The following is a 26,857-nucleotide window of genomic DNA, read 5'->3' as shown; positions in this document are numbered from 1 at the left end:
GGCGCGCGATTGGCGGCCGCGATCAGTCGATGTTCGCGAGCTTGTAGACCTCGAGCATCGCCGTCGCGGTGTGCACGAACGCGAACGTCCCGGCGTTGGTCGTCACCACGCCGAGCGTGTCGCCGGGCAGATCGAGCGTGTGGTCCCAGGCCATCGCGGTCGGGTCGAAGAAGTAGATCTTGCGCTCGCGGGTCGCGACCCAGATCCGGGAGCCGAAGTCGCCCATGCCGATCGGCGAGCTCAGCGAGCCCGGGGCCGCGCCGAGGATGGTCCAGCTGTTGAGGCTGGTCGGCCGGGTCAGGATGCGATCGGCGCCGCCTTGCTGCTGACCGCCCGCCATGTAGATCGTGGCGCCGTTGGCCGGCAGGTACGCGACCGCGTCGGTGATCGCGATCGGCAGGTTCGACCCGAACGCGAACGTGGCCGGGGCCTGGTACGTGACGGTGTCGGCCACCGGGCCGCGGCCGCCGAAGATCTCGACCAGGCCGCTCATCGGGTTGTAGACGCTGGCCGCCTCGGCGCGACGGTAGTCGGCGCCGGTGGTGTAGCCGTTGATCGCCAGCCACCGGTTGGTGGCGGGGTCGTACGACATGGCGTAGTTACCGAACATGTAGATGGTCGTGCCGTTGCTGACCATGGTCTGGGTGGCGCCGCACGCGCAGAAGTCGTCGGAGGAGGTCGGCGGCAGCGCCAGCGGGCCCGACAGCATCATGTTGCTGGTGTTGAACGAGCGGAACGCCTTCGCGGTCGGCGTGTTGGTCTCGACGCCGATGAACACGAAGTTGTTGTGGGCGACGAAGGCCGCGCCGAAGTTGCTGGGGTTGATGTCGAACGCGACCGTCGCCTCGAGCGTCCAGACCGGCCGGCACGCGAGGCCGTCGCCGAGGAAGCCGGCGTCGCAGGCGCAGGTCCGCGCGCCGGCGGTGTTGGTGCACATCGCGTCGGCGGCGCAGCCGCCGTTGCCGACCGCGCACTCGTCGATGTCGGTGCACGCGCCGGCGACCATCTCGTAGCCGCTGTCGCAGGCGCACGCCGTGCCCTGGCAGGTCGCGTTGGCCCCGCACGCGGGGACGCACGTGGTCTGGGCGTCAGGGATATTGCTGGAGACCTCGCCGCAGGCGGCGGCGCCGGTCAGGAACGCGAACATCACGAGGTAGCGCATCGCCGCCAGCGTATCAGATCCGACGACGACGACGGGCGGATCCGTCGGTGCCACCGGCCGTGCCCGAGATCACGGTCGCGGCGCCCCCCCCCCGCTCAAAAGCACGCGCCGTAGGTCACGGCGCCGATGACCACCGGCGTGGTGAACCCGCGGCAGCTGCCGGTGCCGCCGGCGCAGGCCCCGGCCGCGCAGTTGCCGCCCGGGCACACGCAGGTCGGTCGGCACTGCGGGCCGCCGGGGTTGAGCGTGACGCAGTCGAGGCCAGGCGCGCAGCTGTCGTTGCCGGCGCAGGTCGCGCCGACGGTGCCGCCCGAGGCCGGCGGCGCGTCGCAGTCCGACAGGTAGCGGCTGCCGGCCTGGTCGAAGTACACGTGGCAGGCCCACCCGGCCGGGCACGAGGCGTTGGTGGTCGAGGTCGGCGCGCAGTCGGTCGTGCACATCGTCACGCCCGGGATCGTGGTCGCGCCGGTCGACACCGTCAGGATGCACAGCCCGCCGGCCCCGGGGCAGGTGGCGTCGTCCTGGCAGAACCGCCGGCAGCGGCCGCCCACGCACGAGTGCCCGGCGGCGCAGGTGGACGAGCGCGTGCACGTCGTGCCCTCGGTGCCCCCGAACATGTCGACCCGGCACGCGGTGGCGCCGGTCGCGAGCATGGCCGGATCGAGATCGCACACCGGCGCGGCCGCCGCGCAGCCGCACTGCGCGTACAGATCGCACGGGCTGTTCGCGCACGGCGGCCCGTCGACGCCGGCGTCGACCGGTGGCGGCCCGTCGGGATCGCCGCCGCTGCTGTCGACGTCGCCGCCGCCGTCCCCGCCACCGCCGTCGCCGCTCACCACCGTGCCCGAGGCACAGCCGGCGATCATCAGGATCAGCACGAGCCAGCGCATGGCGGCATCGTACACCCGCGCCGCCGGCCCTGGCGCGGCCGTGGTCACACCCCGGGCGCGGCCGCGAGGGCGTCCATCGCCGCGACCAGCGCCGGCGGTGCGGCGACCAGCTCGATCAGCACGCCCTCGCCGCCGTGGGGCGCAAGGGCGTTGCCCTTGGGGTGGATGAAGCACACGTCGAAGCCCGCGGCGCCGGCGCGGATGCCGCCGGGCGTGAACCGCACGCCGCGCGCGGTCAGCCAGGCCACCGCCGCCGGCAGATCGTCGATCCACAGGCCGACGTGGTTGAGCGCCGGCTCGTGCACCCGCGGCGCCCGGGCCGGATCGATCGGCTCCATCAGATCGATCTCGACCCGGGCCGCGCCGGCGCCGACCGCGCAGATGTCCTCGTCGACGTTCTCGCGCTCGCTGCGGAAGCTGCCCTCGGCGGCGACCCCGAGCAGGTCGACCCACAGCCCGCGCAGCGCCGCCTTCGACGTGCCGCCGACGGCGATCTGTTGCAGGCCCAGGACCCGGAACGGTCGCGCGGTCACGCGCCACCGCCGGCGGCGCGGACCTCGGCCAGGGTGCGCAGGCCCGGCCGCGGCGCGTTGACCAGGATCGCCATGTTGCCGCTGGGGTGCTTGTTCTCGCGCATGAGCTGGTGGCAGGTGCCGGTCTCGGCGAACGCGAACGTGCGCGCCAGGCACGGGTCGACCTTGCCGTCGATCACCAGCTGGTTGACGCCCGCGGCCTGGGCGTCGTTGGCGAAGTGCGACCCCTGCAGGCGCTTCTGCCGCATCCAGTGGTAGCGCAGGTCGAGCGTGGCGTTGTAGCCGGTGGTGCCGGCGCAGATCACGATCATGCCGCCGGTCTCGGCCATGAAGCACGAGGTCGGCAGCGTGGTCTCGCCCGGGTGCTCGAACACGATCGTCGGGCTCTTGCGCTCGCCCAGCGCCTCCCAGAACGCCTTGCCGAACGCGCGCGCGCCGGTGAGCCACAGGCCGTACTCGAGCTCGTCGCTCCAGCGCGGCAGCTTGCCCCAGTGCTTGAACTTGCGCCGATCGATCACGCCGACCGCGCCGAGCTGCTTGCAGTAGTCGATCTTGGCGTCGCCCGACACGACCGCGATCGCGCGGCCGCCGGCGGCGTTGACGATCTGGATCGCCATCGACCCGAGCCCGCCGGCGCCGCCCCAGATCAGCACCGGATCGCCGGGGCCGACCACGTTGGGCGCCCAGCCGTGGAGCATGCGGTAGGCGGTGGCGCCGACCAGCATGTACGCGGCGGCGGCCTCCCAGGTCAGCTGCGGCGGCTTGGGCAGGCACTGGTGATCCTGCACGCGCGCGTACTGGGCGAAGCTGCCCCAGTTGGACTCGTAGCCCCAGATGATCTGCGACGGGGCCAGCATCGGGTCCTTGCCGGCCGCGACCCAGGGGTCGGCGGCGTCCCACATGCCGCAGTGGACGACGACGTCGTCGCCGACGGCGACGTTCGTGACCGCGCTGCCGATCGCCCAGACCACGCCCGACGCGTCGGAGCCGCCGATGTGGAAGTCCTCGGGCTCGCCCTTCTTCTGCCGGGTCTTGATCACGTCGACCGGCATGCCCATCGCCGCCCAGACGTTGTTGTAGTTGACGCCGGCGGCCATGACGTAGACCAGCACGTCGTGCGGGCCCAGCGGCGGGACGTCGATCGGCTCCTCGCGGAACGCGTCGGCGGGCTCGCCGTACCGATCGCCGCGGATCACCTGCGCCAGCATCTTGGACGGCACGGTGCCCAGGTCGGGCACGTCGCCGAGCGGGTAGAGCTCTCGGGTCACGGTCATCCTTTCGATGGGGGCACGCGGTCGGCGTCGACCAGCGGCGAGAAGAAGTTGTCCTTCTTGACGTTCTCGTCGATGGTCAGCGGGAACTTGTAGCTGGGCGCGGCGCGCTGCGAGCAGTCGGTGCGCTCGCAGAACCGGCAGGTCAGGCCGACCGGCACCGGCCGATCGCGGGCGACGTCGTCGGCGTAGACCATCGCCCGCGCGGCCTCGGCCCGGGTGCCCAGGCCGATGGCGTAGTTGACGCCGCGCACCAGCGAGCCCGCCGCCGGCTGCGAGATCACCTTGGCGAAGCAGAAGTAGGTGTGGCCGTCGGGCATCGCCGAGTACTGCCGGGTGATCAGGGCCGGCGTCATGAACGCGCTGTGGACGGCCCACTTCGGGCACGAGCCGTGGCCGGCGGGGAAGCGCAGGCCCGAGGCCGAGTAGCGCTTCGACACGTTGCCGGCCGCGTCGACCCGGAGGAAGTGCAGCGGCAGCCCCAGCGCCCGCGGATCGCCGAGGTTGCACATGCGGTGCGCGACCGCCTCCCACGACGACCCGAACAGCCCGATCAGCCGCGCGACGTCGTAGCGGGTCCGCTGCACCTCGGCGAAGAACTCCTGGTACGGCAGGAGCAGCGCGCCGGCGAAGTAGTTCGCGAGGTGGATCTTGATCAGCGCCCCGGTCTCGCCGTGGCGCGGCGCGGCGGCCTCGATCAGGCGCGCGTGCAGCTGGTTGCCGTCGAGCACGCACAGGCCGATCACGTGGGCGAGCTGGAACTTGAGCGCCTGATCGGTGAGGTCGGTCGACAGCGACAGCGTGCGCTCGACCGGATCGAACGCGCGCACCACGCTCGACGCGCCGGCCGGCGCCACCAGCTCGACCGCGACGCCGAACTGCGTCGCCAGGAGCGCGGCGAGGGCCTCGGCCGGGAACCGGCGCGGCAGCTCGGCCCGGGCGCGGACCTGATCGGCGGCGGCCTCGAGCTCGGGGAAGTAGTTGCGGTGGCGCTCGAGGAAGTCGGTGACCTCGTCGCCCGGCGCGTAGCCCAGCGGCACCGGCCCGCCGGCCTCGAGCTTGGTCATCGCGACGTCGAGCTGGGCCCGGGTGTTCTTGTACAGGTGGTACAGGGCGGCGATCGTGGTCGCGACCCGCGGCTCGGACCGCAGCCGCGCCAGGTCGTGCTCGTCGAGCGCCAGCGTCGCGGTCAGCGGATCGTCGAGCAGGTGGGCCAGCGTGTCCTCGGGCCGCGCGCCCGAGGCCGCGGCCATGAACTGCTCGAGATCCGCGCCGAGCAAGGTCAGCGCCCGCAGGAGCAGCGGGAACTGCATCGTGCGGCGGCCCTTCTCGAGCAGGTTCAGGTAGGCCGGCGAGATGCCCAGCTGCTTGGCGAACTCGGCCTGCGAGATCTCGCGGGCCAGGCGGAGCTGGCGGAGTCGCTGGCCGATCGTTGCGGAGTCCATGGCGCACTGCGCTGTGAAGGCGCAGGGCTAGTATTGGCAACGTGTTACGGCAATGACAAGGGAGATGTGCGGAGAACCAACTTCAGGTTGTCAACGCGACACGCTACGGCGCGGGGCGCGGTGTCGGCCGGGGCGCGGCCGGGGCGCACCTCCGGTGACGGTGGCGGGCCGGCGCCACGTCACGCGACGACGTCGGGCTCGATGAACGACCACTTCACCTCGGGCGCCGCGGCCCGGAGGCGGCCCTCGAAGGCGTTGATCGCCGCGCACAGGGAGCCGCCGGTCGTGAGCCCGGCCTTCATCCGCGCCTTCATCATCACGACGACCTCGCCGGGCCCCTGCTGCACCGTGAGCACGCTCAGGATGCCCTCGATGCTGGGGTCGTCCGCGGCGAGGCGTCGCACGATCGCCTCGATCGTCGGATCGGCGCGCTCGCCGACCAGCAGCGACTTGATCTCCGTGGCCAGGAACACCGCGACCGCCACCAGCACGACGCCGACGGCCAGCGAGCCGACGCCGTCCCAGCGGCCGTCGCCGGTGGTCTTGGCCATCACCAGCGACCCCAGCGCCAGCACGAGGCCGAGCACGGCCGCGGCGTTCTCGCCGAAGACGACGATGAGGTCCGAGTCCTTGGTGTCGCGCAGGTAGCGGAACAGCGGGGCGCCCTGGCGGCGCGCGCGCATCTCGCGCAGGTTGCCGAGCGTGGCGTAGCCCTCGAGCAGGATCGCCAGGCCCAGGACGATCACGCCCGCGAGGATGTCGCTGACCGGCTCGGGGTGGCGGATCTTGTGGACGCCCTCGTAGATCGAGAACACGCCGCCGCCCGAGAACAAGAGCAGCGCGACGATGAACGACCAGAAGTACAGCGCCCGGCCGTAGCCGAGCGGGTGGGTCTCCGACGGCGGGCGCTGCGACTGCTTGATGCCGAGCAGCAGCAGCACCTGGTTGGCGCAGTCGGCGAACGAGTGGATCGTCTCGGCCAGCATCGCGCCCGAGCCGGTGATGACCGCGGCCACGCCCTTGGCCACCGCGATCACCAGGTTGACCACCAGCGACGTGAGGACCTGTCCGGTCGAGCCAGCCATGGCCGACGGTTCTAGCCGATCACGGCGCGCGCCGCCACGCGCTCACTCGTCGAACCACGCGACGTCGGTCGCGCCGAGCGCCTCGAGCGTCGCGGTCACCGGCTCGACCCGGCCGTCGACCGAGACCACCATGCGCGCGGGGTCGAGGTCGGCCTGGGCCACGGCCGCGACCTGCGCGAGCGTGACCTGGGCGACGTCGGCGGCGACGTGGTCGAGCTGGCCGAGGTCGCCGCCGTGGCGCACCGCCCAGGCCAGGCGATCCGCGACCGAGTCGACGTCGGTCGCGGTCGCGAGCGCGTCGCTGACCAGGCGGCGGCGCGCCCGCACGAAGTCTGCCGCGGCGGTGCGCGGATCGGCGCGCAGCGCGGCCAGCGCCGCGACGACGGCGGCGGCGGCCTTGGGCGCGCGGGCGGGATCGAGCGCGGTCACGATGTCGAGCGTGCTGCCGGCGACGCCGACGTCGTAGCCGCTCGAGACCCCGTAGCTGGCGCCCATGCCCTCGCGCACCAGCCGCAGCCGGTCCTCGATCATCGCGCTCAGCACCGCGCGGGCCCAGCGATCGCCGTCGCGGGCCGAGGTCGCGGTGAAGCTCACGTACAGGCCGACCTGGGCGTCACCCGGCTTGCGCGTGCCGATCCAGCTCGGGCCCGGCGCCGGCTTGGCCTCGGGCACGTCGCCGCGCGGGGGCGGGGTGTGCTTGCCGATGGCGCCGAACAGATCGATCACGTGCTGGCGCATCGCCGCGCGGTCGAAGCCGCCGCTGACGATCAGCGTCGCGCCGTCGAGGCCGAGGTAGCGGCTGCGCCAGGACCGGAGCTGGCCGGCGCCGAGCTGGGCGACGTCGGCGAGGCTGGGCGGCGGCAGCGCGTAGGGGTGGCCGACGCCGTACAGGCGCTGGTGGAACGCCAGGCCCGACGGCGAGGCGTCGCGGTCGGTGGCCTCGCGCAGCTCGCGCCGCCACGCCTTGATGACGTCCCCGCTGTAGACGCCCTGATCGATCAGCCACGCCAGGCGCCACAGGTGCCAGTCGCCGAACATCGCCAGGCCGCGGCTCGAGAACACGGTCACGTCCTCGGCGGCGTCGGCGCTGAGCTGGGTGCCCAGGCGCAGCGCCCAGTTGATGGTCTCGACGGTCTGGGCCGGGAACGTGCGGTCGAAGTCGTGGTTGAGCAGGCCGGCGGCGGCGTCGGCGACGCCGCGCTGATCGGTGGGCTCATCGATGCGGCCGCGCGGGAAGATCAGGCGGGCCTCGAACCCGGCGCTGGTGGGCTCGCTGTAGATCAGCACCCGCAGGCCGTTGGTCAGGCGCACCTCGTCGACGTCGACCTTGGGCTGGGTCGGCGGCAGCGGCTCGGGCCGGTCGGCGGCGGCGGGGTCGACCGCGGTGCGCCACGCCGGCAGATCGTACTCGTGCTCGGCGGCCGCCACGGTCCGGCGGACGCTGACGCCGGGCTTGCCGCTGGGCAGGACCTTGGCGACGTGCATGTGCGCGGGATCGAAGACCTCCTTGGCGTAGGCGACGAGGTCGTTGCCGGTCAGCGCGTCGGTCGCGCGCATGCGCGCGAACGCGAAGTCGCGGTGGTCGGTGTAGGTCAGGTAGTCGGCGATGTTGGCGCCCTTGCCCCAGAACCGATCGTTGCTGGTGATCGTGCTGGTCTGGAGCCGGCCGCGCAGCGCCGCGAGCCGGTGCGCGATCGTGCGGTCGTCGGGGTCATCGTCGTCGTCAGCGTTGCCGTCGTGGTCAGCGTCGTCGAGGACCTCCCGGCCGGCGCGCAGCACCGCCTCGACCGCGTCGTCGAGGCGCGCGGCGTCGGTGACCTCGACGAAGACCAGCGTCACGCGCTGGTAGCCGTCGCCCCGGTAGCCCACGCCGGTCTCGACGACCCAGTCCTTGGCGTCGTCGAGCTCGGCCAGCGCGCCGCCGAGCAGCGCCATCAGCGCGTCGTGCCGCACCGCCGCGGCCGAGCCCCACGGCGGCGCCGGCAAGTACACCAGGGCGGTCGGGTGATCGACGTCCCCGGTGTGCGAGCTCTGGGTGCCGGTCAGCCGCGCCGGGTCCGGCGGATCGAGCACGGCCGGCACCGACGAGGTCCGGGTGATCGGCCCGAACCGGCGGCCGATCCGCGGCTGCAGCGCGTCGGGGTTGATGTTGCCGGACACCACCAGCAGCACGCGCTTGGGCGTGTAGTAGCTGTCGAAGAACCCGCAGGCGTCGTCCTTGGTGGCCTGGGCGACCTCGCGCGTGCCGACCGGCCGGGCGTACGGGTGGCGCGCGCCCCAGACCGCGCGATCGATCTGGGCCAGGACGTCGGTCCACGCCGAGCTGCGCTGGGCGTCCTCCTCGAGCACGACGTCGCGCTCCCGCACGAACGCCGCGTCGGGGATGGCCGCGCACGAGGCCTCGAGCCGGCGGCCCTCGAGCTCGAGCAGCGCGTCGACCCGGTTGGCCAGCGCGGTCGACGTGTAGTGGGTGACGTCGTGATCGGTGTAGGCGTTGAAGGTCAGCGCCAGCGACGTCATCTTGTCGTAGATCGGCGTGCCCTGGCCGTCGCCGGGGATCTGGAACGCCAGGTGCTCGACCAGGTGCGCGAGGCCGCCGCGGCCGGCGGGATCCTGGCTCGACCCGACCCGGTAGCGGGCGTCGACCGACACCAGGTTGGAGCGATCGTCGGGGACCAGCGCGACCTGCATGCCGTTGCTCAGCTCGAGCAGCCGGACCTGGTTGTGGACCTTGAGCGTCCGCCCGTCGGGCTTGAGCCCGCCGAAGTTGACCGTGGGCGGGCCACAGGCGGCGAGGGTGGCGGCGACGGCCGCGAGGGTCAGAGCCCGGGAGCTGTGCATCTCGTTCCTCCTGTGTGGGTGCGCCGCGGACGGCCGCTCGTGGATCAGCGGCGCGTGGTCGTGAGCTGTGACGGTCAGAAGTGCCCCGCGACGATCACGCCGACGCCGTCCGGGGACACCGTCGGCGCCAGCCGGACGCCGGACACCGCGCCGGGGGCGGCGGCGCCGCCGTGGCGGTAGTTGTAGCGAGACGCCGCCTGGCGCAGCTCGGCCTTGGTCGGCGCGCGATCCGACAGGTAGAACGCGGCCACCGCGAGGACCGCGCCGCCGACGATCACGGCGCCGCCGAGGTTGTGCTGGCTGTCGCGCTCGTCGATGCAGACCTGGACCTCGCGGATCGGGCCCGGCAGATCGACGACGCCATCGCACGACCGCGCCGTGGCGGCGATCGCCACGCCGCCGAGCACGGTCGCCACCGCGCCGGCGCCGAGGCCGACGCGCAGCCACCAGCGCGCGCTCATGCGGTCGATCAGATCGGTGCGGCCGGCGGTGCGCAGGAACGCGTCGCGCGCGATCGCGCGATCGCCCTGGAACAGGCCGTCGTGGCGGTTGCCGTCGCTGTCCCAGCGATCGACCGCCAGGCGCTCGGCCGGGGCGTGGTCGTCGTCGGTCGGCGCCGGCGTGGTCGGGCGCGGCCGCGGGCGCGCCCGGCTCGGGTCGGGGGCCGGCGCCGCCGGCTCGAGGAAGCGCTCGGGGGTCTGGCCCAGCGCCGCGAACGCGGCGTCGACGGCGGCCAGGCGCCCGGTCAGGCGCACGACCATGCGCTCGGGCCCGAGGCTGTCGGTCAGCACCGCGGTGACCTCGGCGAGGGTCACGCCGGCGAGGCGACGGGCCAGCGCGACCGAGACGTCGTCGCCGACGCCGACCGCCGCGGCCCGGGTCCGCTCGTCGGCGACCGCGTGAGCGCCGGCCTGCCGCATCGAGGCGCGGGCCACGAGCGCCCGTCGGGCGCGGACGAACGCGTCGCGGCGGACGGCCTCGTCGGTGCGCAAGGTCGCGATCGTCGCGAGCATCCGCGCGACCGCGGCGCCGGCCTGGCCTTCGTCGAGCTGGCCCTCGACGAACAGCGCGCCGCCGACGCCGGGCGCCAGGGCCAGGCGCGGGTACACGCCGTAGCTCGCGCCGAGCGCCTCGCGGACGTCGCGCAGCTGATCGGCCAGCATCTCCTCGACCAGCAGCCGGGCCGGGCCTTGCCGCGGCGCCGGCGCCAGCGCGAACGCCAGCGTGGCGTCGACCTGCAGCGCGTCGCGGGCCTCGACCGCGAGCCAGCTCGGCGTCGGCGTCGGCGCGATCGCCGGGATCGCTGGCAGCGGCGCGGGCGCGACGTCGGCCCACGGCCCGAACAGCTCGTCGATCTCGCGCTTCATCGCCGCGACGTCGAACTTGCCGCTGACGATCAGCGTCGCGCCGCGCGGCCGGTAGTGCGCGCGCTTCCACGCCCCCAGCTCCGCCGCCGACAGCGCGGTGTACGCGGGGCCCAGGGCCACCGGGGGCCGCGCGAACGGATGATCGACGCCGTAGACCCGGGTCAGGAACGTGCGGGCGGCGGTGTCGTCGGTGGCCTTGGCGCGCGCGGCGGCGCCGGTGAGGCGGCGGCCGACCCGGTGGATCGCGGCCAGCGTGGTGTCGTTGTAGCGGCCGCGGTCGAGCAGCGCCGACAGGTACCAGACGTGCCAGTCGCCGAAGTGGGGCAGCCCGCGCACCTGGAACGTCGTCGCGGTGTCGTCGACGTCGACGTCGGCGACGGTCCCGCGCTCGAGCGCCCACTCGAGCTTGTCGAGCTCCTTGCGCTCGTAGAAGCCCTCGGCGTCGAACTCGAGAAACACCGCGGCCGCGGTCGGCACCAGCGGGTGGGCCGGATCGGCGTGGGCTCGGCCGGCGGGGAACACCAGGCGCGCGTCGATGACCGCGGCGGTGTCGTCGGGCGCGAGCTCGACGGAGAGGCCGTTGGCGAGCGTGTAGCGCGAGAGCATCGGGCCCGGGTCGTCGGCGACGACGCGCAGCGGGCCGTCGGCCTCGGCCGGGTCGACCGGCAGGCGCCAGACGTGATCGCCGTGGGCTGCCGCCGCCACCGCCCCGGCGCGCCGCCCGCCGCCGCCTGGGGTGATCAGCACGCGCCGGCTGCGCGGCGGCGAGAACCGCCCGGCCAGGGGCTGCATGAGCGTCGGCCACGGCGCCGCCAGGCCGCGCAGCTCCTCGAGCATGAACCGATCGTGCTCGGCGTACTGCAAGAACTCGGCGATCCACGGGCCCCGGGCGCCGGCGTCGTCCCAGCTGTCCATGAACCCGAGCGCCATGAGCGTGCGCACGAGATCGAGGTCGCCGCCGGGGCCACGCAGCATCGCGTCGGCGCGGGCGTAGACCTCGTCGGTCGCGGCCTCGAGCTGGTCGGGTTCGCGCACCGTCAGCACCGCCACCAGGGTCGGCGCCCGCGCGTCGCCCATCAGCTCGACCTGGGTGTCGAGCACCCAGTCGGCGTCGGCGTCGAGCTCGTCGAGCGCTTGCGCCAGCCGCACCGAGGCCAGCAGCCCGGCGGCGCGTCCGCGCGCGCCCATCGGCGGGGTCGCGAACGCCACCAGCGCCGTCGGCCGCTCGACCGGGCCGGTCAGGCGGACGGTCTGGCCGTCGAGCGGCGGCGGCGGTGCCCGTCGGGCCGGGGCGATCGTGCGGCCGCGCGCGATCGGCCCGAACGTGCGGCCGATCAGCTGGCGCACGTGCTCGACGTCGACGTCGCCGGTGACGACCAGCGACGCGCGGGCGGGCGCGTACTGGGCGGCGAGGAACCCGCAGATCTCGGCGCGGGTGACGCCGGCGATCTCGTCGCTCGAGACTGGCCGTGCGTACGGGTGGTCGGCGCCGTAGATCGCTCCCAGGACGTCCTGGTAGAGGGCGGCCCTGGGCCCGGCGCGCTCGGCGTTCTCGGCGATCACGACGTCGCGCTCGCGCGCGATCGTGGCGTCGTCGAGCTGGGCGCAGGTCGTGGCCAGGCGCCGGCCCTCGAGCGCGATCATCTGGTCGAGCTGCGCGACCGGCACGCTCGCGTAGTAGTGGGTGCCGTCCCACGAGGTCTCGGCGTTGGTGGCCAGCGCGATCGCCTCGATCTCAACCGACAGCGGCGCCGCGTCGGGCGTGGCCCGCGGCTCGAACAGCAGGTGCTCGACCAGGTGGGCCAGGCCGGCGCGCCCGGGCGGATCGTCCTTGGCGCCGACGTCGTAGCGGACGTCGACCGTCGCGACGTTGCTGCGGTCGTCGCGGAGGATCGCGAAGCGCATGCCGTTGTCGACCTCGAACAGCTGGATGCCGTGCGCGAAGTCGAACCGGCGGTCGCCGTCGCGCTGCAGGCTGCCGTAGCGCGGCGGATCGGCCCAGCGCGCGCACCCTGCGATCATCACCGCCGCAACGATCGCGACACCCAGCGCGCCGCGGCTGCCCGCGACCTTCCTCGACATCATCGCCGGACGATGCCACAGCGATCCCCGACGATCGTGGGCCGTCGGTCAAATTCGGGATCAGCGACGGCACTGGCCGGAGGTCCGGCCGACGGGTCAGCGCAGCAGCCGCGACAGCGCCTTGAAGTCGTCGGTGCCGGCCTTGCCCAGGAGGTCGAACACGACCATCTCGGTGGTGGCGATGAGCGCGCCCGTCTGTCGACACAGGTCGAGGCCGGTCTGCCAGTTGCGCTCGGTGCGGCTGGCGACCGCGTCGGCGAGCACGATCACCTCGTGCCCGGCCCCGCGCAGCGCGCGGACGGTCTGGAACACGCAGACGTGGGTCTCCATGCCGGTCACCAGGTAGATCTTGCGCGGATCCGGACCGACCGCCTCGGCCCAGGCCGGCGCGGCGCACGCCGCGAACTCGATCTTCTCGAAGAAGCACACGCCCCGGACCGCCTCGAGGGCGCCGGCGACCGCGGCGGTGGTCCGGCCCAGGCCCTTGGGGTACTGCTCGCTCACGATCACCGGCAGCGCGAAGCGCTCGGCGGCGGCGGCCAGGGTGATGAGGTTGCGCTCGACGGTAGCGGCGACCTCGGCCGGCATCGCGGCCACCAGCCGGTCCTGGACGTCGATGATGAGGAGCGCGAGCGTGGACGGATCGAGCGGCGCGGCGAGCATCGGGGCGCTACTGCACCACACCCGCGCCGCCGCTGCCAGGTGTCGGCGCGATCACACCCGCCGCCGCCACGGCCGCGGCGGCGTACGATCGCCCCATGACCCGCGCGCTCGTCGCGATCGTGTTCCTGGGGTGCTGCGTCGAGGGGGCGTGCCGGGCCGAGCTCGGCGTGTGCACGCCGCCGGTCGCGTGACCGGGCGCCCGCGGTACGCTCGCGGCGATGCGCTACCTGATGCTGGCGTTCGTCCTCGGCTGCGGCCCGGCCGCGACCACCTCGACCGGCGTGGGCACCGGCCCCGGCAACGTCGGCGGGGCCGGCGACCGCGACCGCGACGGCGACGGCATCGCCGACGCCGACGATCAGTGCCCCGACGCCAGCGAGGACATCGACGCGTTCGAGGACAACGACGGCTGCCCCGACCCCGACAACGACCGCGACGGCATCCTCGACGTCGACGACCGCTGCCCGTTCGAGCCTGAGGACAAGGACGGCATCGACGACGCCGACGGCTGCGCGGAGCTCGACCGCGCCGACCGCGACGGCGACGGCCAGCTCGACCCGGTCGATCGGTGCCCCGACGATCCCGAGGACCACGACGGCTTCGAGGACGCCGACGGCTGCCCCGATCCCGACAACGACCGCGACGGCGTCCTCGACGTCGACGACCTGTGCCCGAACCAGCCCGAGGACCACGACGGCTTCGAGGACGACGACGGCTGCCCCGACGCGTGAGCGCGCGGCGGCGTCAGGCCTGGCGGCACAGGACGAAGTAGTGATCGAGCGGGCGCTCGACCTTGTAGGCGGCGCCGATCGACACGTGGCGGGACACCCGGCGCATGAAGTCGCGGGTGCGGTGGTAGACGAAGCGCGACAGCCGCCAGTCGTTCGGGACCACCCGCGGCCAGCCCGGCGCGACCTCGGCCTCGGGCACCTGGAAGTAGTCGACCACGACCGCGCCGCGCGCCTGCCAGTGCGGTCGGCCGGCGGTCGGGATCGCGACGAAGTAGCCGGGGCCGACCAGCGCGCGGGTCGGGCCCTCGTTGTAGCCGAACAGCCGCGCGTCGTCGCCGCCGCCCGGGCGGCAGAACCGCTTCTGGAAGCGGCGCAGCGGCGTCGGCACCGGCAGCGTGTTGACGCCGTCGTGGATGACCTCGACCCGCGGGCCGGCGTCCCCGACGAAGTGGGCGAGGTCGATCGGCGCGGCCGCCGCCGCCTTCTCGTACAGCATCCGCTGCCGATCGCGATCGAGCGCGCGGACCCCGCGCCACCGCGCCGCGCCGTCGAGGTCGTCGAGGTAGGTCCCGATCACGTCGATGCCGCCGTCGGGGCGATCGATCAGGCGCGTCAGCTCGTCCATGACCGCATCTTACGCGGGCGGAGACCGTGACGCGGCGTCAGGTGTCCCCGGGTGGCACGGCGCGGCCGCGGCGGGGCGGCGTGCGTGTGATCTGGCGCGCGGGCGTAGCCGATCGCGTGCCCGGCCGCCATCGGCGGTCCGCGCGGGCGCCGTACGATCGACGCATGGGCCGACCTCCTCCCGCCGCACCCGCCGCCGTCGCGCGCCGCGCCGCCATCGTGATCGCGCTGGTCCTCGGCGGGTGCGCGGGCCACGACACCCCGGGCGACGCCCCCGATGCGCCCGGCCCTGACGCCGCCGCCGTCGACGCGTCCGCGCCCGACGCCGGGGTGTGCGTGCAGGCGTTCCCTGTCTGCGCGGCGCCAGGGACGCCGACGCCGGCCCTGTGCGCGGGCGCGGTCGCGCTGACGCCCGGGATGGCGCTGACCGGGCAGGACACCGCGGGCGGCGGCTACGGCGACTGCGGCGCTTCGGCCAGCGGCATCGGCGGGCCCAGCCGGTACTACGCCATCACGATCCCGCCCGGGCAGGTCGCGCGGGTCGTGGCCGCGCCGGCCGACGTCACCGCGCCGGCGCTGGTCCGCGCGCTCGACGGCTGCGCCGCCGTGGTGGCGACCGAGTCCGATCGCGGCGGCGCGCTCACCGACGGCCGCGCCGCGGTCTGCCTCGCCAACGCCGGCGCGGTCGAGCGCCACGCGATCATCGCCGTCAGCCAGTACTCGGGCGAGGCTGACTGCCTGCCGCTGGTGTTCGACCTGACGCTCGAGCTGCGCGATCCAGACCAGGGCTGTCAGACCGGCGGCTGACGGCTCAGCGCCTGAACGTCTTCCGGTCGAGCGCAGGCCGACGCGCCGGGAGTCTCGCGTTGAAGCTCACCCCAGCTGCGCCAGCGCCTCGAGCAGGCGGCGCTTGCGGTTCTCCTCCTCGGTCAGGCGCGCCCGGTGCTCGGCGATGACGTCCTCGGGCGCGCGCTCGACGAACTGCGGGTTGGCCAGCTTCTTCTCGAGGTGCGCGATCTCCTTGTCGGCCTTGACGATGTCCCGGCCGATGCGCGCCTGCTCGGCCGCGGTGTCGACCAGGCCCGCCAGCGGCATCACGATCTCGGCCAGGTCGCGCACGATCTCCTTGGCGCTGCCCTCGACCGGGCCGCCGCCGGCGGTCAGGTTCATCGTCACGCGCGCCGCGTTCTCGATCAGCGCCTGGTGGCGATCGACGATCGCGCGGGCGGCCTCGTCGGCGATCCGGACCTCGACCGGCACGCTCCACGACGGCGGCACGCTGTAGGTCGAGCGCAGCATGCGCACGCTGACCGCCAGCTCCTGCACCAGCGCCATCTCGCGCTCGGCCTCGTCGTCGATCAGCTGGTCCTCGCCGCGCGGGTAGATCGTGATCATCAGCGACGCCGGCAGGTGGCTCGGCTTGGGCAGCTTCTGCCAGATCTCCTCGGTCACGAACGGCACGATCGGGTGCAGCAGGCGCAGCGTGCGCTCGAGCACGAACGCCAGCACGCCCTGGGCGATCTTGCGCTGCGGCGACGGCGCGGTGCCGTCGTTGGGCAGGTGCAGGTGCGGCTTGGCCAGCTCGATGTACCAGTCGCACAGCTCGTGCCAGACGAACTGGTAGAGCGCGTTGGCGGCGTCGTTGAAGCGGAACCCGGCCAGCGCGGTGTCGACCTCGGTCGCGACCCGCTGCAGGCGCGACAGGATCCAGCGGTCGGCCAGGGTCAGGTGGACCTTGGTGTGCGCGAGCTGGCTCTCGAAGCTGTCGGCGTCGTGGCCCTCGAGGTTCATCAGCGCGAACCGCGACGCGTTCCAGAGCTTGTTGATGAAGTTGCGGTAGCCCTCGACCCGATCGGCCGACAGGCGGATGTACCGGCCCGAGGTGTTGAGCGCGGCCAGCGCGAACCGCAGCGCGTCGGCGCCCATCGCCGGCACGCCCTTGGCGAAGGTCTTGCGCACGTTGCGGAGCGCCTCCTCGCGCTTCTTGGCGTCGGGCACGTCGGCCTCGGTCCGCTCGATCAGCTGCTCGAGGGTCGCGCCGTGGATCACGTCGAGCGGATCGAGGACGTTGCCGATGGTCTTGGACATCTTGACGCCGTTCTCGTCGGTGACGATCGACGTCAGGTAGACCGTCCGGAACGGCACCTTGCCCATGAAGTGCAGGCCCATCATCATCATGCGCGCGACCCAGAAGAAGATGATGTCGGGGCCGGTGACCAGCACCGCGTTGGGGTAGAAGGTCGACAGGTCGCGGCTCTTGTCGGGCCAGCCCAGGGTCGAGAACGGCCACAGCGCCGACGAGAACCAGGTGTCGAGGATGTCCTCGTCCTGGCGCAGGTCGGCGCCGCCGCAGGCGCCGCACGCGGTGGCGTCGGCGCGGCTGACGGTGATGTGGCCGCAGGCGCAGTACCAGGCCGGGATGCGGTGGCCCCACCACAGCTGGCGCGAGATGCACCAGTCCTTGATGTTGGTCATCCAGTGCATGTAGGTCTTGGTCCACAGCTCGGGCACGAACTTGGTCTTGCCCGACTCGACCGCGGCGATCGCCGGCGCCGCCAGCGGCTCGGTCTTCACGAACCACTGCTCCATGAGCATGGGCTCGACCACCGCGCCCGAGCGCTGCGAGCGGCCGCGCGGCACGACGTGATCCTTGATCTCGCCGAGCGCGCCCGCGGCCTCGAGGTCGGCCACGATCTGCTTGCGGCAGGCGTCGACCGTGAGCCCGACGTAGGCGGCCGGCGCCGGCGCGCACATCAGGCCCTTGGCGTCGATGATCTGGATCGCCGGCAGGCCGCAGCGCAGGCCGCACTCGTAGTCGTTGAAGTCGTGGGCCGGCGTGACCTTGACCGCGCCCGAGCCGAACGCGGGGTCGACGAAGGTGTCGGCCACGATCGGGATCTGGCGGCCGGTCAGCGGCAGCTCGACCAGCTGCCCGACGAGGTGCTTGTAGCGCTCGTCGTCGGGGTGGACCGCGACGCCGGTGTCGCCGAGCATCGTCTCGGGCCGGGTCGTGGCCACGACGATCACGGCGTCGGAGCCGACCACCGGGTAGCGCAGCTCCCACAGGTGGCCCTTCTCCTCGACGGTGTCGACCTCGAGGTCGCTGACCACGGTCGCGCTGGCCGGGTCCCAGTTGATCATCTTCTTGGCCCGGTAGATCAGGCCCTCCTCGAACAGGCGCACGAAGCTCTCGCGCACGGCCTTGTTCGAGACCTCGTCCATCGTGAAGCGCTCGCGCGCCCAGTCGAGCGAGAAGCCGAGCACCTTCTCTTGCTCGGAGATGCGGTTGCCCGAGCGCTCCTTCCAGATCCAGGCCCGCTCGAGGAACGCCTCGCGGCCGAGGTCCTGGCGGGTCTTGTTCTCGCGCCGCTTGAGCTCCTTCTCGAGCAGCACGTGCACGGCGATCGACGCGTGGTCGGTGCCCGGCATCCACATCGCGTTCCACGAGCCCATGCGGCGCCAGCGGACCAGGATGTCCTGCAGCGTCGAGCCGAGCGCGTGGCCCATGTGCAGCGAGCCGGTGACGTTCGGCGGCGGCAGCGTGACGCCGTACGGGACCTGCGGGCTGGCCGCGTCGGCGTGGAAGTAGCCCGCCTCCAGCCACGCGCGCAGGTGGCGAGGCTCGACGTCGGACGGGTCGTACTGCTTGGACAGGGCCGCGGTCGTCATGGCGCCGGGACGCTACCACGACGCGGCGCGGCGATCGCGACCGCCGCGAGGGTGCGGCCGGCGGCCGCGGGCCTGGCTGGGGCCGGTTCAGGCGCTCGCGCCGTCGCGCCGCGCGTGGTATTGCCGCCCGCTGTCGCCGACGCCATGAGCGAGCTGCCGCGCCCCACCTCGACCGACGACCCCGCCGCCGCGCTGGTGGCGGTGGTGCGGCGGCTGCATGCCCGGGGGCTGGCGCCGGGCACCGGCGGCAACATGAGCGTGGTCGTGCCGGGCCCGCCGCGGCGCCTGCTGATCACCGCGAGCGGCGTCGACAAGGGCCACGCCACGGCCGACGAGCTGGTGCTGGTCGACGCCGACGGCGCCCAGGTCGGCGGGCGCGGCCGGCCGTCGGCCGAGACCGCGCTGCACGTCGCGTTGGCCGGGCGCGGCGCCGGCGCGATCCTGCACGTGCACTCGGTCTGGAACACGCTGGCGTCGCTGCGCGGCGCCGACGCCGGGGCGCTGACGATCACCGGGCTCGAGATGCTCAAGGGCCTGGCCGGCGTCACCAGCCACCACCACCGCGAGGTGGTGCCGGTGATCGACAACTCCCAGGACCTGCCGGCGCTGGCGGCCGCGCTCGGGCGCGCCGTCGACGAGCACCGCCACAGCCACGGCGTGCTCGTGGCCGGCCACGGCCTGTACACCTGGGGCCCCGACCTGGCCGTGGCCGAGCGCCACGTCGAGGTGTTCGAGTTCCTGTTCGAGGTGATCGAGCGATTCTCCGCGCGAGGTGAACCATGGCCCGTCTGACCCTGCGCGACTCCGGTCGCGAGCTCACCGACCCCGACGCGATCGCCGCGGCGCTCGCCGCGATCGGCGTCACCTACGAGCGCTGGGCCAGCGACCGGCCGCTGGCCGCCGACGCGCCCGCGGCCGACGTGCTCGCCGCCTACGCCGACGCGATCGAGCGCCTGAAGGCCTCGGGCGGCTACGTCACCGCCGACGTCATCGAGCTGCACCCGACCACGCCCGACCTCGACGTCATGCTGGCGAAGTTCTGCCGCGAGCACTGGCACGACGAGGACGAGGTCCGGTTCATCGTCGCCGGGCGCGGGCTGTTCCACCTGCACCCGGTCGACGGCGAGGTGGTCGCGGTCGAGGTCGTCGCCGGCGATCTGCTGCGGGTGCCGCGCGGCACCCACCACTGGTTCGACTTGTGCGGCGAGCGTCGCGTCCGCGCGATCCGGCTGTTCCAGGATCCGGCCGGCTGGACCCCGCGCTACACCGACAGCGGCGCCGACGCGCGCTACCAGCCGCTGTGCCTGGGGCCGGCCGAGCTGCCGCCGACGCCATGACCGCGCGCAGCTTCGACGCCGTCGTCCTCGACATCGAGGGCACGACCGCGCCGATCGCGTTCGTGCACGAGGTCCTGTTCCCGTACGCGGCGGCGCACCTCGACGAGTTCCTGGCGGCCAACGCCGACGCGCCCGAGGTCCGGGCGGCGCTGGCGCTGCTGGCGCGCGAGCGGGCCGCCGAGCGCGAGCCCGGCGCCCCCGACGGCGACCTCGCGGCCTACGGCCAGTGGTTGATGGCGCGCGATCGCAAGTCGACCGGGCTCAAGGCGCTGCAAGGGATGATCTGGCGCGACGGCTACCACGCCGGCGTGGTCACCGCCGAGCTCTACCCTGACGTAGCGCCGGCGCTGGCGCGGTGGCGCGCCGATGGTGTGGTGATCGCCAGCTACTCGTCGGGCTCGATCGCGGCCCAGCAGCTGCTCTACCGGCACGCCGCGGCCGCGGGCGATCTGACGCCACACTTCACGGCCTGGTTCGACACGACGACCGGCCCCAAGCGCGCGCCCGCGAGCTACGCGCACATCGCCGCGGCCCTGGCGATCGCGCCGGCGCGGATCGTGTTCGTGTCCGATGTCGTCGAGGAGCTCGCCGCCGCGCGCGCCGCCGGCCTGCGCGGGGTGCTGTCGCTCCGTCCCGGCAACGCGCCCATCGCCGACGCCGCCGGGTTCCCGACGGTGACCGCGCTCGATCAGCTACTCGGCTGACGCCGGCGCCAGCGGCGCGACCCGGCTGCCGAGGACGAACATCGCGCCGAGCGTGGCGTAGGCCGCCGCGAGCGTCAGGCTCTCGCGGGCGCCGGCGTGCCACGGCCAGTAGAGCGCGCCGGTCGGCAGGGTCGAGTGGATCAGGCCGATCGCCGCCAGCGCCGCCGCGACCGCGCACCAGATCGCGGCGCGCACCGGGCGGCGCTCGATCAGCTCGGCGGCGATCGCGCCCCAGAGCAGGCCGGTGACGATGAAGCCGTGGGCGATCACGTCGACCGTGTGGCCGGTGTGGGCGGCGCCGCCGGCCAGCGGCGCGCCGCCGGTGACCATCGTGATCAGGATGCGCCCGAGCTCGGCGACCGACGGCAGCATCGCCAGCACCACCGCCGGCGCGTGCCGCCGCGGCGGCACGTCGAACGCCTGCCCGACGATCTCGACGCCGACGAACAGGAGCAGCGGCGCGATCGCCGCGGCCGGGATGGCCTGGGTCAGGAACTGCACGATCCCGAGCGCGCCGCCGAGGCCGACGAACACGCCGGCCAGGAGCGTGTACCCGGCGCGCGCGCCCATGCGCTTGTAGGCCGGGTGGCCGATGTACGGCGTCGACTGCGCGACCCCGCCGGTGAGCCCCGCGAGCAACGTCGCGCCGGCCTCGATCAGCAGGACGTCGCGGGTGCGGTAGTCGTCGCCGGCGGCGCGGGCGCTCTCGGTGACGTTGATGCCGCCGACCACCGTCAGCAGCGCGAACGGCAGCGCCAGCGGCAGGAAGTGGATCGCGCGGTCGAGCCCGTCGAGGAAGCCCAGCGTCGGCCACGGCAGGGCCGTGGTCAGCTCGAACTGCGGCGCGTGGAACCCGGGCTGCGCGCCGGCGGCGCCGAGCGCGTAGTAGAGCGCGGTGCCGACGACGACCGCGAGCAGCGCGCCGGGCAGGCGGCGCGGCAGCGGCAGCCGCGCGACCAGCGCGTACAGCACGACGCCGAGCGCGGCCAGGCCGGCGATCGGCGCGTCGAACAGGTTGAGCAGCGGCAGCACGCCCAGGAGCGCGATGCCGACGCCGGCGATCGAGCCGAGCAGCCCGGCGCTCGGGGCGGCCCGGCGGATCGCGTCGCCGGCGAACGCGGCCGCGGTCTTGACGATCGCCATCAGCACCATCACCGCCATGCCGACCTGCCAGGTCAGGATCGCGTCGTTGGTCATCTTCCAGGTCGGGCCGAGCACCGCGACCGCCATGCCGACCGTCGACGGCGTGTCGAGGCCCAGCGGCATCGCGGTGACGTCGGCGCGCCCGGTCTGGTGGCGCAGGCGCATCGCCATCCACGTGTACGCGAGGTCGCCGACCATCACGCCCAGCGCCGTGCCGGGGATCATGCGGGTCGCGAGCACGTCGGCCGGGAACCCGAACCCGCCGACCAGGATCGACGCCAGCAGCACCAGGTTGGTCAGGTTGTCGAGCGCCAGCGCGAAGAACGCCCCCCAGTCCCCCGCCGCGATCCACGTCCCGCGCGCGCGCACGTCGTCCGGCTCGCTCATCGCGCGCAGCATCCCACGCACCGCCGCGGGCGCGCCTCACCCGCGCGCGGATTCATCCCCGCCCGCCACGCGCGGATCGGCGGCGCGACCCGGGCGACCGAAGGTTGTCAACGTTGACACCGTCCCCCGACCGGCATGCCGTCACGGGGGCGCGGTCGCGCGCCCCACCGCGGCGGCGACCTCGGCGTCGGTCGGCGTCGACGCGAAGAACGACACCAGGCCGCCGGCCCCGTCGATCACGGCGATCTGGACCTGGTCGTCGGCGTCGGTGGCGCCGTAGGCTCGGAACGCATCGGCGTGCCAGTCGGCGACGATGTGGATGCGATCCTCGAGGTCGTCGGGCGGGGCCCGGCGCGCGGCCGCGAACGCCGCCCGGGTGTCGGTGACGATCGTCCGGTGGCGCTCGGCGAGCTTGCCGTCGACCTTGCCCGCCAGGAAGCCGGGCACGCCCGAGACGTCCATGAACTCGAGGATCGCGACGTCGGGGTGCTCGACGCGGACCGCTCGACACCGGGCGCTGGCCTGATCGGCCGTCGCCTTCGACGCGAACGACAGGACCGTCACCTGGCCACGGATCGGGACGTCGAGCTCGCGCCCGCGGTGGTCCTTGACCGACATCCGGGGGGCGCGCGCGCGTCCCGTCGCGCCGTCACCGGCGGCGCCGGCGTGCACGCGCACGGTCTCGGCGGGGCCGCCGCACGTCGAGGCGCCGACGATCACGAGGGCCGCGACCACGGCCCCCGCCAGCGCCCGCTTCAGGCGGACGCACCCGAAGCGCCGGCACGCCAGCACGGCGATCCCGGTCCACACGATCGTCCGGACGGCCATGGCCAGGGCGGTGCGGGAGGTGAAGCGCCCACCCATCAGCACGTGGGCGCCGAACGCGGCGTAGACCAGGGCGGTCGACACGGCGATCCCGAGCGCGAGCCGCCCGGCCCATGGCCGCGCGAGCCCGAGCGCGACGCCGGCGGTGACGTACGCGAAGCCGGCGAGGAAGTTGAACCACAGGACGAACGGGACGTAGTCGCCTTCGGCGGCCCGGGCGGCGGCGGAGCCGAGCAGGACCCGGCTGCTGGCGACCAAGGTCAGGACGCCGAAAGCGGTCGCGAGCGCCGCGACGACGAGGAGCCACGCGGGCCGGCGCGCGCGCGCGATGCTGGGGGATGCGGCGGTCATGATGCGTCCGATCGTGGTGGTCGGCTGGGGGGGGCCGCCGGGCTGCGCAGCATGTGCTCGAGCACCGTCCAGGTCGCCTCGGGCGCGCGCGCCTCCGGTGGTCGCGGTCCCGCGGTCGACGCGACCGCGACCTGGGGCGTGCCCCGCACGATCCAGCCCAGGATGATGGCGTCGAGGTGGGCGGCGATCTCGCCCTGGACCTGGGCCTCGCGCAGGCAGCCGTCGATGAACTGAAGACGAGAAGGGAAAGAAGGGGCGGAGGGTCGTCCTGGGACTATCCACGGCCCGTCAGAATGTCCCAGCGCTGAGCGCGCCTTCTTCAGCCCTTCGCACGTGAGCGAGCGCGCTGTTGACGGTCCTCCGGGAGGTGCGGAGGGTCACTTCAGGAACGGCACCATCCGCCTGAGCACTCCACCTTGGCGAACCTGCTGGAGCATCACGCCACCCACGTGAAGCAGCACGAGGCCGAGCAGCGCGAAGACGAGCACCTCATGCGCCTCACGGGACGCGAGCGTCTCGAGCGCCGGGGCTTCCGCGAGCTGCCCTCGCAGGTAGTCCGGCCACGCGCTTCGCGCCCCGGTGACGAAGCCACTGGCGCCGATGCCAAAGGTTACCGCGTAGAGGAGCGCGTGAATCACGCCGACCCCTCGGCGGTGCAGGTCCGAGACGGGCAGTGGGCTCACCGCTGGCCCGCGTCGCCGGACGACGAGACGCGCGACCGTGAGCAGCATAAGCGTTGCCCCACCGAGCGTGTGCAGCCGCGAGATGAGCAGCCGCCCGCTCGAGTCAGCCGGAAGGTCCGTCATGACGAACCCTGCCGTCGCCAGTCCGACGATGAGTGCTGCAGCGAGCCAGTGGAGCGCGACGCTCGCGTTGGACCAACGTTCCTTCATGGCATCCTCCGATCGAGCACGCGCGGCAGGAGCAGCGCCTGGGTGACCCAGAACCCGGAGCGCAAGGTCATGGCGATGATGGTGCGCAACTCGAAGGCATCACCAGAGAGCACGTGCGCCCCGAGCGCGACGAAGATCCCGAGCGTCGTGACGGCAAGCGTCCGGGCGAGCCAGGGGGCCCATGACCGGCCGAGCAGCGCCGCGGGTGCGACCGTAGGCGAAGCCCGCGCCGAAGTTGAACAGCAGCACGAACGAGACGACGTTGCCGGCCTCCTGTCGAGCGGCGGGGCCGCCGAAGAGGACGTGTCCCCCCTCGAGCAACGTCGCGACGCCGAACAGGACGGCTGTCGCGCCGAGCGCCCAGCGGCCAAGCCTCAGGCGTGGTTGGGGATAGGAACCCGTCGCGCCGGTCATGTCGCGCTCCTTGCGTCACCCCAGTGCTTCAGCGCGAGCACGCCGGTGAGCACCACGGAGGCCGTCATCGACACGGCGCCGAGCAGCACGAAGATCGGCGAGAGCCCGAGGTACACCTCACCGAGAATGCCGGCGGGCATCAGGAGGCCCGCGAGGCCGAGCCCGGCCGCCGCGGTGCGCGCCCTGTCACTCGCCGCCGCGAGGCGCACGAGCACGAACCCCAGCGCGAGGTTGAGCAGCGCGAACAGGTTCCCGTGTACGTGCGCGAGGCGGGCCTCGAAGTGCTTACCAACCGAGTAGCTGGCGACCCAGGCTTCCTTGTCCGGCGCGAAGTCACGCAGGTAGATGAGGAGGAACCCGTAGAGCATGAAGCCCGCCATGACGAGCAGGCCCACGCCGACGTTGTAGCGACCGGTCTTCATTGGTGATGCTCCTCTCCACGTCCGAGGTGATGAACGAGCAGCACGAGGTCGGTCCCGGTGTCCGGCTCGACGGAGTGCGGAACGTTCGGCGCAAGGACGACCGCGTGTGTGGGGTCGAGGCGCAGCCGCTCGGCGCCGGCCACCACGGTGCCGCTACCGTGAAGCGCCGTGATCGTCACCGGCACCTCGGAGTGGTGCGTCGGCAGCACGGTGCCGGCCCGAAGCACGATGCTCGCGAGCTTCAACGCGGGCTCGTCGACGAGCACCCGAACTTCGCGCGGCTCGCCCGCGCTCGGCGTGCCGGGGAGCTCGACGACGCGACTTGCTGGTCCGCCAAGCGTGGGTGCGTGGTGCTGCGCCGCGGACTGCGTGGCACAGCCGCCAAGCGACAGCGCAGCGACCGCGACAGTGGAGGCGAGAATCAGACGCATCATGGGGAACTCTTTCTGCTCGACGTGGGAGCGACAGCGGGCGAACGGAGGAGCGCGAGCAGGCTGCCCAGAACTGCGCGCGCTTCGGCATCTCGCTGCCGAGCCTTCGAGGGAGAGAGCGCGAGCATCTGCACCGTGCCCATGACGATCGGTGCGAGCGTCTCGGCGGGGAGATCTGAGCGCAGCTCGCCTGCGTCCTGGCCCTCGCGCACGCACTCGAGCACGAACGCGCGCGTCTCTTGCACGCAGGCCGCAAGGCGGACCGAGCCGCTCTCCGGGAGCGCGAGCAGGAACTGCTCCGAGAGTACGAGCCGCAGAATACCGAGCTGCTTGCCCACCGCGGTGCTTCGAGCCTCGACGAAGCGTTCGAGACGCTCAACGGGGGGGAGCGTCGACGGCGGGTAGGTGGACTCGAGAACAGCTTCGACGCGCGTCACGACAGCGTCGAGCAGCGCTTCGAGCGATGCGAAGTGCCTGAAGATCGCGCCGGTCGAGAGCCCGACCTGCGCCGCGAGGTTCCGCGTGCTCAAGGCCGCGATGCCCTTGGTCGCGATGATGTGCAGCGCGGCGTCGGTCAGCTCGACCTGTCGATCCAAGGATGTGCGCCGAGGCTCGCTCATACGCAGGAGAGTAAGCACTTACTTGCCTTCGGGCAAGATGGCGAGCACAAGTCTATGGAATTGCTATATGTTTCGGTCCGCGAGCTAGCGGCGCACAATGGCCGTGGCGGCCGCCGCGTGACGACCTACGCCGCCGCGAACCGCAACGGCGGGGGGGCGCCGTCGCGGTGCGCCTTGGCGCGCCTGGCAGCAGGCGGTGAGGAAACGGGAGCACGTCCTTGCGCTGCTTGCGGGCGGTGTGGGCCACCGTCATGAGGCGTTCGGCGAACAGGTTGCCGCGGTCGCTGTGCGTGCCGAAGCAGCGCTTGCGCCACAGCACGAACGCGCGGAGCTCGCGCACGGGCGCCATCCACGCGAGGAACGTCGCGTGGTCGAGCTTGCCCTCCTTGGCGCCGTGCCAGTAGTCGAACAGCGATGGGAAGCTCAGAAGACCAGGCCGGCGCCGAGCCCTATCCACGGTTCGAGGCGCGGCGGCAAGACGAACCGGCCGGTCCCGACCACCAGCTCCTGGCCGAGCGGCACGGCGGTCACGCCGGTGACCAGGCTGGACGCGACCCGGCCGGTCCTCCACGCGATCGCGACCACGGCGTCGAGGCCCAGGTTGGACCGCCCGACGTCGAAGGCGCTGGTGGTGCCCATCACCGTGCCCGTCACGTCGGCGTGCACCAGCGACAGCCCGGCAGTGGTTCGCAGCCACAGGTCAGGGCCGAGCGCGAAGCGGTGGCCGACCCGCGCCGACGCGAGCCACTCCGACCACGTGGCCGGGTTGCCTTCGGAGTCGAGGACGCGGTCTCCGGCGCCGATCTGTCGGTCGAGGGACACCACGACGTCGACCGAGCGAGTCATGAGGCCGGCCGACCACACGAGCCGGAGGCCAGCGACGTGGAGCCCGCCTTGGTCGCCGCGCACGCCGAACACGGCGCTCGCCACGAAGCGCCAGGCTCGGCCCGGCGTCGGGCCAGCAGGC

At 73.4% G+C, this 26,857-nt stretch carries 22 protein-coding genes and 3 pseudogenes; 5 read left to right on the top strand and 20 right to left on the bottom strand.

Going from position 1 to position 26,857, the window contains the following annotated elements; all coding sequences use genetic code 11:
• Positions 1 to 22 precede the first annotated feature (22 nt).
• From IPL61_39855 to IPL61_39815, 9 genes are all read right to left on the bottom strand, one after another.
• On the bottom strand, positions 23 to 1,162 hold the full coding sequence (locus IPL61_39855) for a hypothetical protein (GenBank protein MBK9037335.1): 1,140 nt from the start codon (positions 1,160 to 1,162) through the stop codon (positions 23 to 25).
• Positions 1,163 to 1,257: 95 nt separating this feature from the next.
• Positions 1,258 to 2,052, bottom strand: coding sequence for a hypothetical protein (locus tag IPL61_39850; protein MBK9037334.1), 795 nt, complete (start codon positions 2,050 to 2,052; stop codon positions 1,258 to 1,260).
• A gap of 44 nt (positions 2,053 to 2,096) precedes the next feature.
• Complete coding sequence (locus tag IPL61_39845) at positions 2,097 to 2,585, bottom strand: VOC family protein (protein MBK9037333.1); 489 nt, start codon at positions 2,583 to 2,585, stop codon at positions 2,097 to 2,099.
• Positions 2,582 to 3,859 (bottom strand): crotonyl-CoA carboxylase/reductase, encoded by a 1,278-nt coding sequence (ccrA, locus tag IPL61_39840; GenBank protein MBK9037332.1) that lies wholly within the window; start codon positions 3,857 to 3,859, stop codon positions 2,582 to 2,584. The genes IPL61_39845 and ccrA overlap by 4 nt, the downstream gene beginning before the upstream one ends.
• A complete protein-coding gene (locus IPL61_39835) occupies positions 3,856 to 5,301 on the bottom strand; it encodes a DUF2083 domain-containing protein (protein MBK9037331.1) in 1,446 nt (481 codons plus the stop codon). The genes ccrA and IPL61_39835 overlap by 4 nt, the downstream gene beginning before the upstream one ends.
• A 179-nt stretch (positions 5,302 to 5,480) precedes the next feature.
• On the bottom strand, positions 5,481 to 6,386 hold the full coding sequence (locus IPL61_39830) for a cation diffusion facilitator family transporter (GenBank protein ID MBK9037330.1): 906 nt from the start codon (positions 6,384 to 6,386) through the stop codon (positions 5,481 to 5,483).
• A gap of 42 nt (positions 6,387 to 6,428) precedes the next feature.
• Positions 6,429 to 9,227, bottom strand: coding sequence for an insulinase family protein (locus IPL61_39825; protein ID MBK9037329.1), 2,799 nt, complete (start codon positions 9,225 to 9,227; stop codon positions 6,429 to 6,431).
• A gap of 74 nt (positions 9,228 to 9,301) precedes the next feature.
• Positions 9,302 to 12,679 (bottom strand): insulinase family protein, encoded by a 3,378-nt coding sequence (locus tag IPL61_39820; protein MBK9037328.1) that lies wholly within the window; start codon positions 12,677 to 12,679, stop codon positions 9,302 to 9,304.
• A 93-nt stretch (positions 12,680 to 12,772) separates the two neighbouring features.
• A complete protein-coding gene (locus tag IPL61_39815) occupies positions 12,773 to 13,339 on the bottom strand; it encodes an isochorismatase family protein (GenBank protein ID MBK9037327.1) in 567 nt (188 codons plus the stop codon).
• A 218-nt stretch (positions 13,340 to 13,557) separates the two neighbouring features.
• Between IPL61_39815 and IPL61_39810 the strand changes: the two genes are divergently transcribed.
• Positions 13,558 to 14,070, top strand: coding sequence for a hypothetical protein (locus IPL61_39810; protein MBK9037326.1), 513 nt, complete (start codon positions 13,558 to 13,560; stop codon positions 14,068 to 14,070).
• Positions 14,071 to 14,083: 13 nt separating this feature from the next.
• Here the strand turns inward: IPL61_39810 and IPL61_39805 are convergent, their stop codons facing one another.
• On the bottom strand, positions 14,084 to 14,695 hold the full coding sequence (locus IPL61_39805) for a hypothetical protein (GenBank protein MBK9037325.1): 612 nt from the start codon (positions 14,693 to 14,695) through the stop codon (positions 14,084 to 14,086).
• A 164-nt stretch (positions 14,696 to 14,859) separates the two neighbouring features.
• Between IPL61_39805 and IPL61_39800 the strand changes: the two genes are divergently transcribed.
• Positions 14,860 to 15,501 (top strand): hypothetical protein, encoded by a 642-nt coding sequence (locus IPL61_39800; GenBank protein MBK9037324.1) that lies wholly within the window; start codon positions 14,860 to 14,862, stop codon positions 15,499 to 15,501.
• A gap of 66 nt (positions 15,502 to 15,567) precedes the next feature.
• On the opposite strand, the gene IPL61_39795 is transcribed toward IPL61_39800, so the two are convergent.
• A complete protein-coding gene (locus tag IPL61_39795; GenBank protein ID MBK9037323.1) occupies positions 15,568 to 18,363 on the bottom strand; it encodes a valine--tRNA ligase in 2,796 nt (931 codons plus the stop codon).
• Positions 18,364 to 18,507: 144 nt separating this feature from the next.
• Here IPL61_39795 and mtnB point away from each other — a divergent pair, with 144 nt between their 5' ends.
• The 3 genes from mtnB to mtnC are packed head-to-tail and all read left to right on the top strand — an operon-like array spanning position 18,508 to position 20,404.
• Positions 18,508 to 19,155 carry a methylthioribulose 1-phosphate dehydratase gene (mtnB, locus tag IPL61_39790; protein ID MBK9037322.1) on the top strand — a complete coding sequence of 216 codons (648 nt, stop codon included), beginning with the start codon at positions 18,508 to 18,510 and terminating at the stop codon, positions 19,153 to 19,155.
• Positions 19,143 to 19,700 carry a cupin domain-containing protein gene (locus IPL61_39785; GenBank protein MBK9037321.1) on the top strand — a complete coding sequence of 186 codons (558 nt, stop codon included), beginning with the start codon at positions 19,143 to 19,145 and terminating at the stop codon, positions 19,698 to 19,700. The genes mtnB and IPL61_39785 overlap by 13 nt, the downstream gene beginning before the upstream one ends.
• Complete coding sequence (mtnC, locus tag IPL61_39780) at positions 19,697 to 20,404, top strand: acireductone synthase (protein ID MBK9037320.1); 708 nt, start codon at positions 19,697 to 19,699, stop codon at positions 20,402 to 20,404. The genes IPL61_39785 and mtnC overlap by 4 nt, the downstream gene beginning before the upstream one ends.
• Here the strand turns inward: mtnC and IPL61_39775 are convergent.
• The 9 genes and pseudogenes from IPL61_39775 to IPL61_39735 form a co-directional block, all read right to left on the bottom strand.
• Positions 20,393 to 21,934: an MFS transporter gene (locus IPL61_39775; protein MBK9037319.1), complete on the bottom strand. Its 1,542-nt coding sequence runs from the start codon at positions 21,932 to 21,934 to the stop codon at positions 20,393 to 20,395. The genes mtnC and IPL61_39775 overlap by 12 nt on opposite strands.
• Before the next feature lie 777 nt (positions 21,935 to 22,711).
• Positions 22,712 to 23,110: pseudogene (locus IPL61_39770) on the bottom strand (hypothetical protein).
• Positions 23,111 to 23,487: 377 nt separating this feature from the next.
• Positions 23,488 to 24,003 carry a cytochrome b/b6 domain-containing protein gene (locus tag IPL61_39765; protein ID MBK9037318.1) on the bottom strand — a complete coding sequence of 172 codons (516 nt, stop codon included), beginning with the start codon at positions 24,001 to 24,003 and terminating at the stop codon, positions 23,488 to 23,490.
• Positions 24,000 to 24,417: pseudogene (locus tag IPL61_39760) on the bottom strand (hypothetical protein). Before IPL61_39760 ends, IPL61_39765 begins: the two are co-directional and overlap by 4 nt.
• Complete coding sequence (locus tag IPL61_39755; GenBank protein MBK9037317.1) at positions 24,414 to 24,839, bottom strand: hypothetical protein; 426 nt, start codon at positions 24,837 to 24,839, stop codon at positions 24,414 to 24,416. The pseudogene IPL61_39760 and the gene IPL61_39755 overlap by 4 nt, the downstream one beginning before the upstream one ends.
• Entirely contained in the window at positions 24,836 to 25,273 is a 438-nt protein-coding gene (locus IPL61_39750; protein ID MBK9037316.1) for a hypothetical protein, read from the bottom strand. The genes IPL61_39755 and IPL61_39750 overlap by 4 nt, the downstream gene beginning before the upstream one ends.
• Positions 25,270 to 25,890, bottom strand: a complete 621-nt coding sequence (locus IPL61_39745; protein MBK9037315.1) for a TetR/AcrR family transcriptional regulator — start codon at positions 25,888 to 25,890, stop codon at positions 25,270 to 25,272. Before IPL61_39745 ends, IPL61_39750 begins: the two co-directional genes overlap by 4 nt.
• A 165-nt stretch (positions 25,891 to 26,055) precedes the next feature.
• Positions 26,056 to 26,227, bottom strand: a pseudogene (locus IPL61_39740) (IS66 family transposase).
• An 86-nt stretch (positions 26,228 to 26,313) separates the two neighbouring features.
• Complete coding sequence (locus tag IPL61_39735) at positions 26,314 to 26,820, bottom strand: hypothetical protein (protein MBK9037314.1); 507 nt, start codon at positions 26,818 to 26,820, stop codon at positions 26,314 to 26,316.
• Between the last annotated feature and the right edge of the window lie 37 nt (positions 26,821 to 26,857).

The organism is Myxococcales bacterium, from assembly GCA_016717005.1.
Classification (GTDB): Bacteria; Myxococcota_A; Polyangia; order Haliangiales; family Haliangiaceae; genus UBA2376.
The sequence above is the reverse complement of the archived record's forward strand: the minus strand, read 5'-3'. Positions and strand labels throughout refer to the sequence as shown.